We start from the raw sequence: 17,418 nt of genomic DNA on the forward strand, positions 1-17,418 counted from the left end.
ACGCTATGGTTGTACCGCACCGGGATCGGTCCCATTCATCATCTGGTCGGCAAACCCGCTGTCGTTACGCAAATTATTGCTTTGCGTGGTTTGCGGCGTCACTGCAGGCGCTGCAGGCACAGGTTCATTGGCCTGAACCGTCCGTGCGCCACCAGCACCCAACGGATTGGCCGTGGCAGCAATCCCTGATGGAATCAGGCTGTAGACCGAACTGGCCGGACTCAGGTTATGCATGATGCGTGGCGTGATCAGCAACACAATTTCGTTCTTGCGCTTATCCTGGTTGTTGTTGCTGAACAACCTGCCGATCAGGGGCAGGTTGGCCAAACCGGGCACTTTACGCCGGGTTTTCTGCTCATCGTCACGGAACAGGCCAGCCAGTATCTGCGTTTCATTATTGCGCAGCTGGAGGGTGGTATTGGCATTGCGACTGCCTATGGTGTAAGCCAGCACGCCCGAGCTGGTGGTGACCTGGTCAGTGATATTGCTGACCTCCATGCCCACCTTGATGCTGACCTGGTCCTGCATCTGGATCACCGGTTCCACATCCAGCTTGATGCCGACCTCAATATAATTCACGTTCTGGCTGACAAAGCCCTGCGCACTGGCGACACTGGTCAAGACCGGAATTTTGTCACCGACATGAATCTTGGCGCGGTCACGGTTCTTGACGCGGATTTTGGGGCTGGCCAGCAGGTTGGTATCGGTATCCTGATGCAGCAAATTCAGTACCAGGGCGGGATCATTGATGGTAAATACGCCCAGGTTGCCATTGAAGTTACGTAACTCGGTCAGGGTCAGCTTGCCGGCTTGAGGTTGGGTGCCGTTACTGCTACCTGCCGCATTACCCTGTACCCCTACGCCGATCTGGCTTGGATACTGGATGCCCAGGTTTTCCAGGTTACGGCGGTTAATCTCCATGACCTCCACTTCGAGCATGACTTCAGGTTCATTAAGGTCCTGCGAGGCAATGAGCTTTTCCGCCACTTTGATGCGGTCCATGGTGTCACGGATCACCAGCGTATTGAGCTTTTCATCAATATAGACATCGCTAGCCCGCAACACGGTTTTCATCATATTGAGCGCACGCTTGGCATGCATATGCGTCAGGTAAAAACTGCGCACAAACAACTCCTCGTACTGGGCTGCACGAGCTTGCGGGTAAATCAGCAGCGTGTTGCTGTTCAATATTTTCTTGCCGAGTTGATGGCTGGTCAGGATCACCTCCAGCGCCTGTTCTATCGGTGTATCGCGCAACAATACATTGACGCGTATGCCTTCATTGAGCTCCTGGTCAAACGAAAAATTCAGGTTGCCCGCCTTACCAATATATTCAAATGCCTGTTTGACCGGGGTGTTTTTCAGTTCCAGCGTCACTTTCTTTTTGAGCGAAGACTGTAATGGCCGTACCACGCTACTTTTTTCGTTCTTCTTTTGTTCCAGTTGCTCGAACAATTGCCGCGCCTCGACATGCGCAGACTGCTCGGCCAGGATACTGCGCAAGCCAAACTCGGCACCGGCCCAGTCTTCAGCGGCAATCGCCATTTTCACCTGTTCAATCTGTGCTGAATGCTGACGTGCTGACTGCACCTTTTGCACGCCATCACTGGCGGCACGGTTATTCGGCGCCTCTTGCAACACCTGCAGATACATGGCGCTGGCCGCATCGTATTGTTGCGAGGCGAGCAAACTATCGGCTTGTTGCAGCTGCTTTTGCAGTTTTTTCTCCTGCAACAGGCTGAGCCAGTTTTTATATTGCGGCTGCCGCGGGTTGGCTTCTACCAAAGGCTGCAAAAGCCTGATCGCTTCCTCATCCTGGCCGCGTGCCGCATAAATCCTGGCCTGTTCCAGGGTGGCATCGCCAGCCGGGTTTTCAGGCCCCAATCCGGCAGGGCTGAAGCTACTGCAACTGACCAGCCAGGGCAGTGCGCAGGCCCATACCCAATGTTTATGATTGACTTTTTTATTCAAAACACCACCCCATTATCCAGCCTGATTTCAAAGCGCTCGGCTGCATGTTGCAGCACGACTTTCTGTTGGTCTAGCACCGCCACCCGCCAGCCTTCGGCAAAGTGGTCACCCTCATGCACGACATATTGTTGTTGGCCATCGGTCAAAAAAACCACCCAGCGCCCCTCTTCCTGCAAGCGGCCGGCATAGGTGTATGGATTCACCGCTTCTGGCGCCACTGACTCCGCAGCGATGTCCGGAGGCATCTCCAGCACAGCAAACAAATCCACACCAGGATCCTCTGCCAGCGCTAATCGCGTGTCAGGGTTGACCGCTGGGGCTTCTGCGACCTTGAGTGCAGGCATGACCTGGGCCAAAGGCATACGGCGTTTCACAGCATGCGCCGGACTGTCCGTTGCCACCACCTGCTCAGGCTGCTCGGCCTGCTCCACCCACCAGCAGGCCAGCAAAGTGCCTGCAAGCGCCGCCCAAATCCACCAGCGTTGTGTCATGGCTGGCCTCCCTTGCGGGTATACAAACTGAACTCTATGTGCGCCTCTATGACTGGCTGCATGACATCTGTGCGCTGCAATTTGAACTGGCTGAGTGCCAGGCTGGGATAGCGTTGCAACACCTGGCGCAAAAACTGCCGCACCTGCAAATACTCGCCCTTGAGCGGCAATTTAATGCGTTGCACCTGCAAACGGGCATGCGCCACCGGGAGTGACTGGAACTCTGCCCGTTCGAAGATCATGCCCATGGCATCTGCCTCGCTCAGGATGTCGGCACTGATGCTTTCAGCTTCGGCTTCGCCAGGCCAGTCTGGCAAGATGACGGTTGAATTGGACTGATACGTTTGCACAGGCTTGGCTGTATCGGCTGACATCAAGACTGGCGCAGGCAATGATTGCAACCGCTGCTGCAATGACTGCTGTTGCCACCAGGCTTGCAGCACCAGGCCGGTGAGTAATACCACCAGCAATACCATTCCTGTCAGCCAGCGGTGACGCAACACAAGTTGCTGGCTGGCAAACCACAGCCGTTGCCACGCGGTTAACGCTAATATTTCCATGTGGCCTCCAGATGCAAGGTCGTCATGTGCAAGCCGTTCACCTCGCTGGCTTCACTGGCATTGAGCTTGACATCAGCCAGACCAGGCTGCTTTTTCAGGCGCTCCACCAGTGCCCACCCCTGTTGACGCTGATGTGCCAACACGGTCATGCGCAGGTGCTTGCGTTTGGCATCCGGGGCCAGTTGCAGCCAGTACAATTGGCTTTGCTGGGCCTGTTCGAGATCGCGCAACAAGGGTAACCAGGGCGTTTGGATATGCAATTGCGCCTCAGCCATTTCAGCCGCCAGTGCAGGATCCACCACCTGTTTTTTGACCGTTTGCCTGGCAGCCAATGTGGACTGGCGTGCCTGCCATTGTTGCTGCAAGGCGGCATTCTCAAGCGCAAAGCGGTGATAAGTGGCAGCCAACAAGGCCAGTACAACTGCCAGCATGACTCCCAGCAATAAGGGCACAGGCCCTGGCAGGCGGCCCTGTGCATAATTAAACTGCAGGGCTTGCATCAGCCATTCTCCTGCGCATGGATTGATTGAACGCTTCACCGAGCCCGTGTGCAGGCAGGATATCCAGCACCTCAAAAGGAGCCAGGGAAGCCTGCATCAAACCATTGAGCTTGGGCAGGTACACCGGCAAGCCTGCATGCTCAGGATGTACCACCAGTTCGCGTTGCAGTAACTGCACCAGACTTTGCTGCCACTGCTGCCCGACAGGCAGCTGGCGAACCTGTTGCCACGCCCCTTGCATCAGGCAGCCTATGGTTAACAGGCCAGACTCCCGGCAAACGATCCAGCCATCTGCCGAGCGTCTCTGCTGGCGTTGGCTATACAAAGCCTGGTTGACCGACAACACCCAGGCCGGGACGATCACGCCGGGCGATAAATGATGTTCTGCCAGTACCGCCTGCACCTTTTCGCTCAGGGCGGCTGGCAGAGCATTCACCAGCGTTGCCTGGCCATAACCACCTGTCTGCGCGCGCACCTGCCAGTCCTGCATATCGCTGGCAAAGGCCTGCTGCAGGCCATGAAGATAATAAGCCTCCCTGTCTGCCTGTGAGCGGAGCTCCGCCTGCCACGGCAGCACCAGCCAACGCGCATACTGGTTGGACACTACCACCACCACGTGCCAGTACACGCCTGCCAATGGCGACAGCACAGTATCCAACGTTTGCCACAAGGCCTCTGGTGGCAGCATGTCCTGACCGTTGCCAGGCAAAGCATAGCGCTGGTGATCCAGTAATTCCCTGGTGAAATTGGGTAGTCCTTGCCGCGTAAACCAGAATACTTCGAGTTCATCACAACTGATGACCAGCCGTAACTCGGGTGCAGTCAGCGCCTGCCACCAGCGCTGGCTATCACGCCAGCGGCAATCCACACCTGGATCAGGATAATGATGTAACACGGTTGATCTCCTGCAAGGTGGTTTCGCCCGCCGCGACCAGCGCCAGCCCGGCCTCACGCATGGAACGCGTGCCTGTAGTGGCTGCCAGTGCCTTGATCTGGCTGATGGGGGCCCTGGACACAATCAGTTCACGCATACGGTCATCAAACAGCAACAGCTCGGCAATGCCTTTGCGGCCCTTGTAACCGCTGCCATGGCACTGGCCGCAACCCTGTCCCTTTTTAAAGCGGTAATGCGCAGTGGTCTCAGCGCTCAAACCGGACTTGAGCAGCAAGGCCTCATCAGGCTGGTCATCTGCCTTGCAAAACGGGCAGATCACGCGCACCAGCCGTTGCGCCAGGATCACATTGACGGCAGAGACAAAACTGTAAGCATCCACGCCCATATTGGTAAACCGGCCAATCACATCAAACACATTATTGGCATGCACCGTCGTCAACACCAGGTGGCCGGTGAGCGCCGACTGAACGGCAATCTGCGCCGTTTCGCCATCGCGGATTTCACCCACCATGATCTTGTCCGGGTCGTGCCGCAAAATCGAACGCAGGCCGCGCGCAAAAGTCAGGCCTTTTTTCTCGTTGACGGGGATTTGCAGTACGCCAGGCAGCTGGTACTCGACCGGGTCTTCAATGGTGACTATCTTGTCCTGTCCCTGGTTGATCTCGGAAATCATGCCGTACAAGGTGGTGGTTTTACCGCTGCCCGTCGGTCCGGTCACCAGCAGCATGCCGTAAGGCGCTTCTGCCTGGGCACGGATTTGTGCCAGCAAATGCGGCGCAAAGCCCAGCACCTCCAGGCTGATACCCTGTGCCTCACTGAGGGCCTTGCGGTCCAGCACACGCAACACGGCATCTTCGCCCACCACACTGGGCATGATAGACACGCGCAAGTCTATCTCGCGGCCCAGCGCATGCACCTTGCAGCGGCCATCCTGCGGGATACGGCGCTCGGCAATATCAAGTTCGGACATGACCTTGAGCCGGGAAATGGCCTGCTCGGCCTGCATCACGCCACTGAGACCGCCCACTTCATTGAGCACGCCATCGATGCGGTACTTGACGCGCAGGCCCTGCATGGTGGATTCGAGGTGGATATCACTGGCCCCGGCTTTGAGGGCATCGTATAAGGTAGAGCGCACAAAACGCACCACCGGGCTGCTGTCTTCACTGATGGATTTCAGTGACAGCTCTTCCACCGGCGCTTCCTCTTCGTTATTTGTCGCGTCGCTGGGATGCACCTGGTCGAGTGCACGCATCTGTGCCTCATGAAACTGCAGGCAGGCCGCAATATCGTTGCGGTGTGCCAGGCACCATTGCACCGGTAACCGCACCTTATTCTGCAACCGTATTTGCAAGGGCTCATCAAACGGGTCAGCAATCACCATATGCAGTGACTGGTCGTCTTTTTGCATGAGCACGGCATGCTGGCTACTGGCGTCGGCAAAGCGCAACAGCTCAAACATAGGCTGCATGGCGTGCAAGTCGAGTGCTGTCAGCGTCGGGTAATGCATCGTTTGCCCCAGTGCCAGCACAAATACATCGGGCGCCAGGCCGGATAGCTCTTCCAGCACCTCCATCAGCGGCCGCCCACTCTGCATGGACAACTGCCGTGCCTGCGGCAGCCACTCCGCAGCCAGCGGTGGCACGTCGTTACCAGGTAATGGCAAGTCCTGCATATTCATGCGCCAGTCCTTTTCACGTCACAACCTCTTTCATGGAATGCACGTTCACTTCCGTCTTTGAGCAGTGATTACTCAATTGCAACTTATCTCTTGGGGCGCGCTTACTCAATCGCGCCCGCCAATTCAAAAATCGGCATATACATCAATACGACGACCAGGCCCACAATCAGGCCTATCAATACCATCAGTGCAGGCTCCAGCAGCTTGCTTAACCACTCCACCCGTCGCGCCGTTTCCTCGTCGTAAAACACACCAATGCGCCCCAGCATTTCGTCCAGCTGCCCGCTACGCTCGCCCACGCGCAACATGCGGTTGGCGATCGAGGTGGTGAGTCCATGCATCTCCATGGCCCCAGACAGTGGTTTGCCTTCGCGTACGTCGGTGATCACGCGTTGCAAGGCCAGCTGCAATTCTTGCGGTAACAGAGACTGCACCATCCCCAGGGCAGTCAGCAAGGGAATTCCTCCCTGTAACAACATGCCCAGCGTGCGGTAGAACCTGGCCAGCTGGTAAATACGTAACGCTTCTCCCAGGCTGGGGATTTGCCATACACGCCGCATGACCCAGGCCTTGCTGGCGGGGCGCGAAAATACCAGCCACAGGGATAGGCCTATCCCTAATGTGCCCAGCAACACCCACTCGCCATGCCCCTGTAGCAATTGCCCCCAGCGCAACAGCATCTGGCTGGCCCATGGCAGCTTGTCCCCACCACTTTCATAAATGCTGCTAAAGCGTGGCACCACATATCCCAGCAGGAACAGCACCACCAGCCCGCCCACGGCTATGAGCAATACCGGGTAAATCGAGGCCGAAATGATTTTTTTACGGATCGCATCGACCTGTGCCTGGTAAGCCACATGACGGCGCAGCGCCTGCACCATGTCACCGGTACGCTCACTGGCACGGATCAGAGCGATATACAGCTGGCTGAATACCGAGGGCTGCAATGCCAGCGCCTGCGACAAAGGCAAGCCTTCATAGAGTGCAGTACGCAACCTTGCCAGTACCGCACGCGCATGGTCCTGCTGCTCTTTTTCGGCCAGGCCTTCAATGGCTTCAATCAGGCTGAGGCCAGACTCCAGCAGCGCCAACAACTCCTGGCTAAACAAGCTGAGGTTAAAGCTCTGGGCCTTGAGCGGCCATTGTGGCCACCAATTGCCTGCGCGCGCAGCACGTACCTGCAACACGCCATACCCTTGCGCCTGCACCTGGTGCAGCGCTGACTGCCGGTCAGTCGCTTCTACTGACAACCAGCTCACCTGTGTGCCCTGCAATACTTTCAGCTCAAACTTCATCGTACCGGCTCACGAAAGTGGGTTACCAGTTACCCACATCACTGTCCGCATCCTGGCCGCCCGCGGCGCCATCACTGCCCAGTGACCACACATCGTAATCGCCATGCTCGCCTGGATAACGGTACAAATAAGGCCGCCCCCATGGGTCTGCAGGCACCCCTTTGGCCAGGTAAGGGCCCTGCCACTTGGCCTCGCCATCGGGTTGGCGGTTAAGCGCGGCCAAGCCTTGCTCAGTGGTCGGGTAATGCCCTGTATCCAGCCGATAGGTGTCCAGTGCACGTGACAAAGCCTCAATTTGCGCCTTGGCGGTTTTGGTTTCCGATTTGCCGATCTGGGCAAAATACTTGGGGCCGACATAGCCGGCCAGCAAGCCGATAATCACCATCACCACCAGTAACTCAAGCAAGGTAAACCCGGCCTGCTTGCACTTTATACACACTGATTTCATGTTATAGATCACCTTTTCAACCCCTCTATTTTTTTGACACAAACACCTGGCTGACACGATTGAGTGCCTCCAGCGACAGCAAACCACTACTGAACTGCAAATTGACCCAGTCACTGATCAGGCTGTAATAGGCCTTGGTCAATAACAGCCGGTTGGAAAACAGTTTTTGCTGGGCATCCAGCACCTCATGGTTGGTCTTGAACCCGGCCAGAAAACCTTTTTGTGTGCCATCGAGTGCCACCGTGGCTGATTGCACCGCCTGCTGGTAAGCCGAGATGGATTGTTGCTGCGCCTGCAGGCTTTGGTAATACTTGCGCACATTGAACTCAATCTCACGTGATTTGGCCGTCATGGTTTCTTCACTGGCAGTAAGGCGGCTGGCACTCTGGCGCACATTGGCGCTGACATACCCACCGGCAAACAAGGGCACATTCATCTGCAGGGCAATGGTGGTCGTATCAAAACGCGACCCCAAGGTGTTATTGCTGTCATTCTGGCTATAGGAACGCACGCCTACCAAATCCAGCGTGGGGTAGTGCCCGGCCTGTTTCTTCTCGATGTCTTTTCTCGCCACATCCACCTCCAACGTGGCAGCAGCCAACTCCGGGTGATTCTGCCGCGCCAGGTCCAGCCAGCGCTCAATCGGATATTCCGCGCCAGTAAACCGGTTCAAGCCATCCACCACCAATTCAACAGAGAGTGGCTGAGCGACGCCCGTCAGGATTTGCAGGCTTTGCTGATTGGAAAGCAGATCATTTTCTGCCTGGATCTGCTCTGCCTTGGCCACATCCAGGTTAGCTTGTGCCTCGCTGACCTCGACCACCGTGCCGCTACCGCGCTGATAGCGCTGCTCGGCCTGACGCAACTGCTGGCTCACGGCGTCCACCTTGCTTTGCTGCAAGCGCACACGCTCCTGCCCATACAGGGTTTCCAGGTAGACTGACACCAGCTTGAGAATCAGTTTGGCGTTTTCCTGTTCCAGCAAAGACTCCTGCGCGCTGACATAGGACTTGGCACCGCCGTAAATCGCCATGGTTTCTTTATTGAACAATGGCTGTTTGACGCTAAAACTGTAATTCTCCAGCTCATAGTTAAGGTTGCTGTTGAAGGAACCCAAATTGGTTTGCGTTGTGCGGTCAGTCACACCGCGGCCCCGCATCAGGCCAAGATTCACCTTGGGATAAAACAAGGCCTTGGCCTTGGTCAGCTCTTCGCGCTCGGCCTCGGTATTGGCCAATGCTGCGCGGTAATCGGCATTATGGTTAATCGCCAGCTGGTATAGGCCATTGAGGTCTTCGAGGGCATGTGCAGAAGCACAGCCAATCATCATCGCTATCAGGCATATTTTGAAGAAAGGATGCAAACGCATAAGGAAGCCCTGAAGCAGTGAGCGAGCAGGAGAAAGTGCAAGGCGCACGGAGCGGAGGAACCGGAATGTACGTAGTTGTACATGAGGATTACGAGTACCGCGCAACGCAGTAATTTGCCTGCGTAGCCACTGAGAACGTGTTTCCATTACTCTTCCTTCATCGATGCCGCCAACCGCTTGCTCAACGGATGCATCCAGTAATCCCACAGCGTGCGCTCGCCGGTTTTAATCACCACCTGCACTGGCATGCCAGGCTGCAACTGGCGGCCCTGCAAGGCTTGCATGCCTTTATCGGTCAACACGATCCTGGCCAGGTAATAGCTCTGGCTGCCTTCCACGGTCGCCGCCGGTTTAGTCAGCAAGTCACTGGAAACCGACTTCAAGCGGCCTTCGGCCAGTAATTGCGGACTATTGGAAAAGGTCGAGAAGCGGACATCGGCCGCCTGGCCGGCGTGGATTTTGTCGATGAGGTGTGGCGGAATCTGCGCATCAATAATCAGCGATTCACCAGAGGGTACAATATCCATGAGCTTTTGCCCGGGCTGGATCACAGCGCCCACGGTATGCACCTGCAAACCAACCACTTGCCCAGAAGCTGGTGAGCGGATCTCGGTACGACCCAGCTCATCGCGCAAGGCCACCAGTTTTTGCGCATCGGCCTCCACTTGCAACTTGACCTGCGCCATCTCGGCATCCATTTCCTTACGTTCCAGCTGGTTGCGCTGGTTGATCTGCTGCTGCAACTCAAGAATGGTACGCTGCGCACGGATGATATTGGCCTGGGTATTGGCGCGCTCACCATGCAAAGCAGCCACCCGCTGCTCCAGATCATTTTGCTGGTTACGCGGGGCATAACCTTCCCCCGTCAGGGCACGAATACCTTGCAGTTGTTCCTCCAACAAAGTCAGCTGTGATTCATGGCTGGCCAGCATGCCCTGATAGCCCTGGATCATGGCCTGGTAGCCAGCAATCGACTCCTGTTTACCGGCAATATCGGCGGCCAGGGCTGACGTTCTCGCCGCCAGTAACTGACTCTGGTTGCGCATTTGTTGCTGGATCAACGGGTCGTTTTGCAGCTTGAGCAGGTCCGGGTGAAAATCAATCACCGTGCGGTGTAACTGCTCGGCACGCAAGCGGTCTTCTTGCGCACGCAAGCCAGCATAGCGCTGGCGCACTTCTTCATAGCGCGCCTTGCTGGCTTGTTCATCTAACTTAAACAACAGATCGCCCGCTTTCACCTGCTGCCCTTCATGCACCAGCAAACTGCTCACGATGCCACCGCTCAAATGTTGCACCACCTTGTGATTGCTTTCGACGCTGATCTGCCCCTCGGTAGGCACGCCTTCGTCCAACGGGGCATACGCTGCCCACAGCACAAACCCGATCACCCCGGCCAGGACAATGAATGCCCCCTTGCGGGTATGGCCGGTGTGATGCGCATACGCTTCAATCGCGTGCACATTATCGGGAACAGGTTGAGGCAGGGTTAAGGACATGGAGACTCCGTGGTGACGCTTGTTGCAGTGGCATTCAGTTGGTTCAGGTAGACAATGCCAGCGTCTCGCGGGCCGTGATGCACCACCTCGCCACGCTTGAGCACCAGCAAGTCATCGGTGACCTTGAGCACCCCAGAACGGTGTGAGACCACGACAATGGTCTTCTGCTTTTCTTTGAGGGCTTGCAGCAACTGCATCAACCTGGCTTCGCCAAACTCGTCCAGGCTAGCATTCGGTTCATCAAGCACCAGCAAGGCAGGCTCTTGATAAATGGCGCGTGCCAGCCCCAGCAACTGGCGCTGCCCGCCAGACAAGGGCAATCCCTGTTCATCGAGGCGGGTATCGTAACCTTGTGGCAAACGTAAAATCGCTTCATGCAAGCCTACGCGCTGGCAGGCCTCAATAATATGCTGGCTGTTGAGTTCACCAAACCGGGCGACATTTTCGGCAATAGTGCCTTCAAGCAGTGACACCTGCTGCGGCAAATAACCCACGCTAGTCATGGCAGCACGGGCATTGCCAGCATGGATCACCGTCTGGTTGACTTGATACCCGCCTTGCGTGGGAAACACTGCACCCACGAGCAGCCGCGCCAGCGTGCTTTTACCGGAACCGGAGGGGCCCATAATGCACAGCAATCGACCAGGCGGAATCGTTAAATCCAGCGCATGCAGAATACGGCGTGACTGCAGCGTCACGCCCATGCCTTTGAGCCGGAGGGTGTAAGGACCTTGCAATGCCTGGGTGGGCACATGGGCTGCATCCGTTTGCCTGGCGCTGGTGAGCAATGCCTGCAAATCACTTGCTGCATCATTGGCTTGCAACCACTGCCGCCAGCTATGCACAATGACATCAAACGGTTGCAAGGCTCGGGCAATCAATACATTGGAAGCCACCATGGAACCGACACTGATATCCCCTTTAATCGTCAACCAGGCCGCCACTGCCAGCATCAGCGACTGCATGGTATAGCGCACCCATTTATTCACAAACTGGCTACGGTCACTGGCGGACAGCCATATGCGCTCCGCGCTGGATTGTTCGGCGAGCAATGCCTGCCAGCGCTGGCGCAAGGTGTGCGACATCCCCAGCACATGGCTGGTTTGCAAGTGGCTAATTTTTTTCTGGATGAAGTTTTCGGTGGTTTGCTTGGCCGATTGCGCCTGTTGTGCTGGCTCTGCAATGACGGACTGGTTCCATACAGCCACCCCAAACTGGATCAGGCAGAACACCACCGCCGTCAGCCCTAGCAGCGGATGCAAGGTCAACAGCACAGCGATATAGACCACGCTCCAGGGCAGGTCCAGCATGGCAAACAGCCCTTGCCCGGTTAGAAACTGCCTGATCGTGGTCAACTGCTGCAAGGATTGCACTGGCGATTGCTGCGGCGGCGTGCGCGGATTGAATGCCGCAGAAAATACCTGCTTGCCGTAGCTCAGATCTAGTTGCACGCCTGTTTTGATCGCATACAGGTTACGCAGCCAATCGGCCCCTGCCATCAGCAGCAGCAAGCCTGCCGTGAGCAGGGTAATGGCCACCAGTGTCATGGTGTTCCTGCTCATCATCACCCTGTCGTAGAGTTGCAGCATGTACAACGTGGGGACGAGCATGAGTACATTGGTGAGTAAACTGAGCCAGGCCATATGGATAAACTGCTGGCGGAACGCTTTGACCAGCGGCCATAATGCGATTTTCTGCAAAACACTCATGTTTGGGCCACCTTTGCCGCTGGCACCGGAGCGATTGGTGCTTGAGACATGGCCTCTTTGGCCGCAGGGGCCTGGAAACTCGCCAGCACATCAGCCGGTTTGCCATAACGGATCATCTGGCCCTGTACCATCACCAGCATCCAGTCAGCAATAGTCAGGATATGCTGCAAGTGGCTCACAATCACAAATGTGGTGCCTTGCTGCTTGAGGCGGGCAATGGCCTGTTGCAACAGTCGCTCCGCGCCTGTGTCCAGGTTGGCATTTGGCTCATCGAGCACCACAATGCGCGGCTTGCCGTAAAAGGCGCGTGCCAGACCGATGAGCTGGCGCTCACCGCCTGAGAGCATCATGCCGGCTTGACCAATATGTGTGTTCAACCCTTCTGGCAGCTGCTGTACCCAATCCGACAAACCCAGCAACTCCAGCACTTCCGTGAGCGCCGCCGGATCAGGTGCCTGGAATCGGCAAATGTTATCTATCAGGCGGCCGTCATACAGCTCGACCTCTTGCGCCAGGTAACCAATATGCGGGCCCAGCCTGGTTTTATCCCAACTGTAGACATCCACCCCGTCATAGCGCACGCGGCCACTGCTGGGCGGCAACAATCCCACCAGCAATTTGGCGAGTGTACTTTTGCCAGAGGCGGAAGCGCCGGCCACAATCAGCACATTTCCGGCAGGCAGTTTGAAATGCACCTGGCGGATAAAAGCATCAGCCTGTGCCTTGCCTGACTTCGGGATCGCATAAGCCAGTTGCTCCACCGTCACTTCACCTGTTGGTGGGGGCAATACCAAGCCGTCTGCTTTTGCCGCAGCCCCGGCAAACAAGCTGTCTATGCGCTGATAGGCGGTCCAGGCCTGCTCATAGGTTTTCCAGTGACCCACACATTGCACCAGCGGTGCCAGCACTCTGGAGGCCAGAATAGAGGCCACAATCATCATGGCGCCGCCATTAAACAGTTCACCGGCAATAAACAGGTAGCAGGCCAAGCCCAGGATCAGGCTGGTTTGCAAGGTTTGCAACCAGCGGGAAACGGCTGAATTCTTGCCAGCCAATTCAGAGGCCAGTGTCTGCTGCCACAAGAAACCATGCTGGCTTTTTAACCAGCGCTGCTCCACCGGTACCATCATGTGCATGGCCTGCATGACATCGCCATGACGGCTGATGCTGGCAAAATAACGCTGGGATTCCAGTGCATGCACATTGGCCTGTTTCATCATGGGTGCTACGCGTGCCTGGTTCTGCACGGTGAGTACCAGTTGTATCAATAGCCCGAGTAAGGTCAACACACCCAGCGCCGGGTGAATCAGGAATACGGCCACTAAAAAAATCAGGCAAAAAGGCGCATCCATCAGGTTTAAAAACGCTGAAGAATGCAATGTACTTTTAAGGGTAGAAAAATCGGAAAAGACTTGTTGTGCCGGAAATTCCGGCATCGCCAATTTAGCGGTAAACACACGCTCGAACAGGCGTTGCTGCAACTCGGTTTCAAAGTGGCTTGAAGCAGCCTGCAATAAATGTCGGCGTTGCCATTCCAGCCCTTCCATCACCAAATAGGCGAAGGTAGCCAGTAGCGTTAGCATCAGCAATGTAGACACATTGCGGCTGTTAATCACGCGGTCGTACACTTCCAGCATGTACCAGGAAGGCACCAGGATCAGCAAATGCGTCACGATGCCAAACATCCATACTTTGCGCCATGCGGGCCAAAGTTCGGACATGACTTGCTTAATGCTCTCAGATTGCGACAACTTACTCACCCAAAGACTTCTCTTATTAAAAGACTGCAAGCAGGGAGCCCTGCTTGCAGTTATCGCAATTAAACGATGATGAAGTCCGAAGTGGACAATGTGTTCACACCGGTCAGGATCGCGATGTCTACCTTGGCACCGCTACCATTGCCGTCAGCGTCATAGCTGAGGGTTTTAGTAGTAGTGTTGTAAACCAGGTAGTCATTGGCGTCTTGTGCTGTGCCTGTGCTGTTTACACGCAACATGCTGCTGTTAAACCCTGCCAACATGCTGTACTGATCCAGGTGCAACTCGATTTTGTCGGTGCCACGGGTAAAGTCAGTAATGGTGTCTACCCCGGTCAGGTTAAACGCCGTGTTGGTATAGGTTTGCACAGTGGTTGAAGAGCCTGTGACCACTTGCTCATACACTTTGCCGAAGACAAAGGTATCAGCACCGCCGCCGCCAGTCAGCGTATCGTTACCACCATTGCCGACAAACACGTCAGCTTTAGTGGTACCAATAAAGGTCTGCTGGTTGGCATTGCCTTCAAAACGCAGGCCGTTTGCAGTCACGCCGGATGCATCCACCACCACATTGTTGATGGTGCCGCCATTGTTACCCAAGGTGTTAGAGAGGTCAGCCACAGTGCCATTGGCCTTGAAGTAGTAATGATCGTTGAGCAACTGCAAATCGGTGTTTTCAACGTTCAAACGCCCCACTGTGCCACCCACTTGCACCACTTCCATAGACTGGAAGTTAGCATCATTCAGCACCACAGTACCATTGGCTTTGGTGTTGGCACCAATGCCTGTTGTGATCCGCAGAGTATCCACGCCATCACCACCTACGATCACATCGTGTTTAGCGCCAGTCGCGATCCACTCTTTGTTACCGTCATCAGCCTTGGAAGTCGTGCCTTGCACACCACTACCAAAACCGCCGATCACAAAAATGTCATCGCCTTCACCACCGTCCAGGTAATCCGCACCGCCATGACCGATCAACAGGTCATTGCCACCGTTACCGTATACAGTGTCATCACCCAAACGCATGGTCGCGTAGTCAACGCCTTCGCTACCCAATACGATCTCGTGTGCATCGCTGCCTTCGTTAGCACCATCAATACGGGTGAAGCTACCAGCTTCGCCTTCTGAAGCATCGTAGGTGACATCAACATTGAAGTAGAGGTGAGCAACGGAGAAATCATCCACCTCAAATACTGCTTTATCGTAGCTAACCGGAGTGGCACCTACAATGCTAGCAGCTGGTTCAAACTCTTCTTCTTCAAACTCAAGCTCGACAGTAACGTTTTCGACGGGACCACCAGCAACACCGTGGATTTGGTAGCCAGGGTTTAATTCACCCAAGCTCAGAGATTCGCCATTTTCTTCTAGCTGTTCGGCTTCTAGGGTGATGCTTACACCACTTGCTAACTCAATGCGCTCAATGCCAGAAAATTGAATACCTTCAAACTCTCCAGATTGAGTGAACTCTAGGGTATCCACTGCGTTATAACCCGCAACTGTCGTGGCGAACGTGCTTATTGCAGAAGAGCCTGGACGAGTAACAATGTTCAGACGAACATCGGTTTCTGCTTGCTCAGACATTTCTTCGTCATCGATTTCTACCACCAAGCCTGTTGTGGTATCAATTGCCACAAGCGGCGCATCTTCATCCACCTCACTGGACTCTTCAAGGTCTACATACCGCGCCTCATTACCTGAATTGTCCAAATCTGAAACACCAGCTTCGATAATTACACCCTCAGCATCCTCTTGACTGGTGATAACGAATGTATCGTTACCCTCACCACCGATAATGGCATCATCGGAAGTGACAAAGTAAATGTTGCCATCAACACTCTCATCACCCGCAGTACTATCATCCCCTTGGAGATAATCAGCACCCTCTCCGCCGAACAATATATCATCGCCATCACCACCTAAAATGGTATCGTTTCCAGCACCACCAGCAAGAATGTCATCATCCTCACCACCGAAGATACTATCGTCGCCATCACCACCATCTACATAATTATTGCCGTTACCTGCATCAATGATGTCATTACCAGCACCTCCAAAAATAACATCATTACCTGTGCCGCCAATAATAACGTCGTCTCCGGCCCCACCAAAAACTACATTATTACCTTCACCAGTGTTAATAAAATTATTTAAAGCATTGCCGACTATCAAATCAGAGTCAGCAGTCCCTGTGTACTCAACTTCAGTTGAGTTGAAAATCTTTACAGCCATGAGAAATCTCCTTAGCTCATCACGAGTTGCTATTAGCAACTCGTGAATTCATATTAAAAAAACCGACAAATTATGGTGTACCAATGGCATAACCATCCATCAGGATTTCTTTAAATGTTGCATTTTCCTGAGCGGTTTGGCGTAACCGAATCGCATTGGTTTGCACAGTTGGATTGGCCGTGCATGAAGCTTGGATATACGTAAATGCAGTAACTGGATTCAAGCCGCCATCATCATCCTGAAAGCCAGTGTCCAACGTAAAATCGACATAATTGTCATTGACCACAGCATCTTGCGTAGCAGCAGTTGTCGTCGCAGTAGTGCCAGCTGCGATTGGCGTGTTTTCACCAGAAATATTTGCAGTCACACTAGTTTTTGTTGGCAAGTCCAAATAGTTAGTCCCATTGAGTGCCTTATTCGCTGTAGTGTCGTACTTCAATGCTCTGTGCTGTACGGAGGTGAATGTTCTGCCAGCGCGGTAAACCGGTGAAGCATTGGATGCGAACAAGGTGTAAGCCACATTTACGGTACCTAAACCTGAGAAACCACCTCTGGTTACATCGTTGATTTCAAAGATTTGAGTCCCGGCGCTTGAAAGATCATGATCAGCATTAATCATGGTCGCCCGCGTACCGATAATGCACATGTTGGTGGAAGCATTTCTCCACGCATAGTCAACCAATGTACCAATATTGCCACCTGCACCTGTAGATGTTGGAATCTGTACAGAGCGACTGCCTACAAGAGTGTATCCAGACAGTGGGGAGGTTAACTCTGTAGAAGGTTTTGCAACCCAGCATGTGTTATTCACGGTTGTGCTAGGCGATGTGAATGGACTATATGAGCCAAAATTGCCCTTTGGATCGGCAGCTGTGCGGCCATCGTTAAAACAATTGGTATAAGCAGATGAAGCAAAACCAGTAGCAGGCAAACCCACAAAACCTGTTGCAAATGCATGGCTTGAGAATGTTAACGCACTTAAAACTGCCATTTTCAATAATGAGATTTTCATTAC

At 54.5% G+C, this 17,418-nt stretch carries 14 protein-coding genes; all 14 read right to left on the minus strand.

Features of this window, described 5'->3' with window-relative positions; genetic code table 11:
- Window positions 1-3: 3 nt before the first annotated feature.
- Window positions 4-1,971 carry a hypothetical protein gene (locus F463_RS0105320; RefSeq protein WP_018986021.1) on the minus strand — a complete coding sequence of 656 codons (1,968 nt, stop codon included), beginning with the start codon at window positions 1,969-1,971 and terminating at the stop codon, window positions 4-6.
- Complete coding sequence (locus F463_RS0105325; RefSeq protein ID WP_018986022.1) at window positions 1,968-2,462, minus strand: hypothetical protein; 495 nt, start codon at window positions 2,460-2,462, stop codon at window positions 1,968-1,970. The genes F463_RS0105320 and F463_RS0105325 overlap by 4 nt, the downstream gene beginning before the upstream one ends.
- Window positions 2,459-3,022 carry a hypothetical protein gene (locus tag F463_RS0105330; protein ID WP_018986023.1) on the minus strand — a complete coding sequence of 188 codons (564 nt, stop codon included), beginning with the start codon at window positions 3,020-3,022 and terminating at the stop codon, window positions 2,459-2,461. The genes F463_RS0105325 and F463_RS0105330 overlap by 4 nt, the downstream gene beginning before the upstream one ends.
- Window positions 3,010-3,522 carry a hypothetical protein gene (locus tag F463_RS0105335; protein ID WP_018986024.1) on the minus strand — a complete coding sequence of 171 codons (513 nt, stop codon included), beginning with the start codon at window positions 3,520-3,522 and terminating at the stop codon, window positions 3,010-3,012. The genes F463_RS0105330 and F463_RS0105335 overlap by 13 nt, the downstream gene beginning before the upstream one ends.
- Window positions 3,503-4,417 carry a hypothetical protein gene (locus tag F463_RS0105340; protein ID WP_018986025.1) on the minus strand — a complete coding sequence of 305 codons (915 nt, stop codon included), beginning with the start codon at window positions 4,415-4,417 and terminating at the stop codon, window positions 3,503-3,505. The genes F463_RS0105335 and F463_RS0105340 overlap by 20 nt, the downstream gene beginning before the upstream one ends.
- Window positions 4,398-6,098: a GspE/PulE family protein gene (locus F463_RS0105345; RefSeq protein WP_018986026.1), complete on the minus strand. Its 1,701-nt coding sequence runs from the start codon at window positions 6,096-6,098 to the stop codon at window positions 4,398-4,400. The genes F463_RS0105340 and F463_RS0105345 overlap by 20 nt, the downstream gene beginning before the upstream one ends.
- Window positions 6,099-6,199: 101 nt before the next feature.
- Window positions 6,200-7,393 carry a type II secretion system F family protein gene (locus tag F463_RS0105350; RefSeq protein WP_018986027.1) on the minus strand — a complete coding sequence of 398 codons (1,194 nt, stop codon included), beginning with the start codon at window positions 7,391-7,393 and terminating at the stop codon, window positions 6,200-6,202.
- A 22-nt stretch (window positions 7,394-7,415) separates the two neighbouring features.
- Window positions 7,416-7,841 carry a type II secretion system major pseudopilin GspG gene (gene gspG, locus F463_RS0105355; RefSeq protein ID WP_018986028.1) on the minus strand — a complete coding sequence of 142 codons (426 nt, stop codon included), beginning with the start codon at window positions 7,839-7,841 and terminating at the stop codon, window positions 7,416-7,418.
- Window positions 7,842-7,866: 25 nt separating this feature from the next.
- A complete protein-coding gene (locus tag F463_RS0105360) occupies window positions 7,867-9,357 on the minus strand; it encodes a TolC family outer membrane protein (protein WP_018986029.1) in 1,491 nt (496 codons plus the stop codon).
- Complete coding sequence (locus F463_RS0105365; RefSeq protein ID WP_018986030.1) at window positions 9,357-10,706, minus strand: HlyD family type I secretion periplasmic adaptor subunit; 1,350 nt, start codon at window positions 10,704-10,706, stop codon at window positions 9,357-9,359. Before F463_RS0105365 ends, F463_RS0105360 begins: the two co-directional genes overlap by 1 nt.
- On the minus strand, window positions 10,697-12,415 hold the full coding sequence (locus F463_RS0105370; RefSeq protein WP_018986031.1) for a type I secretion system permease/ATPase: 1,719 nt from the start codon (window positions 12,413-12,415) through the stop codon (window positions 10,697-10,699). Before F463_RS0105370 ends, F463_RS0105365 begins: the two co-directional genes overlap by 10 nt.
- Window positions 12,412-14,136 carry a type I secretion system permease/ATPase gene (locus tag F463_RS0105375; RefSeq protein ID WP_051082021.1) on the minus strand — a complete coding sequence of 575 codons (1,725 nt, stop codon included), beginning with the start codon at window positions 14,134-14,136 and terminating at the stop codon, window positions 12,412-12,414. Before F463_RS0105375 ends, F463_RS0105370 begins: the two co-directional genes overlap by 4 nt.
- 98 nt (window positions 14,137-14,234) lie before the next feature.
- Window positions 14,235-16,403 (minus strand): calcium-binding protein, encoded by a 2,169-nt coding sequence (locus tag F463_RS0105380; RefSeq protein ID WP_018986033.1) that lies wholly within the window; start codon window positions 16,401-16,403, stop codon window positions 14,235-14,237.
- A 70-nt stretch (window positions 16,404-16,473) separates the two neighbouring features.
- Window positions 16,474-17,415, minus strand: coding sequence for a hypothetical protein (locus tag F463_RS15110; protein WP_018986034.1), 942 nt, complete (start codon window positions 17,413-17,415; stop codon window positions 16,474-16,476).
- Window positions 17,416-17,418: the final 3 nt, after the last annotated feature.

Origin of the sequence: Methylophilus methylotrophus DSM 46235 = ATCC 53528 (assembly GCF_000378225.1) — a bacterium.
GTDB classification, from domain to species: domain Bacteria; phylum Pseudomonadota; class Gammaproteobacteria; order Burkholderiales; family Methylophilaceae; genus Methylophilus; species Methylophilus methylotrophus.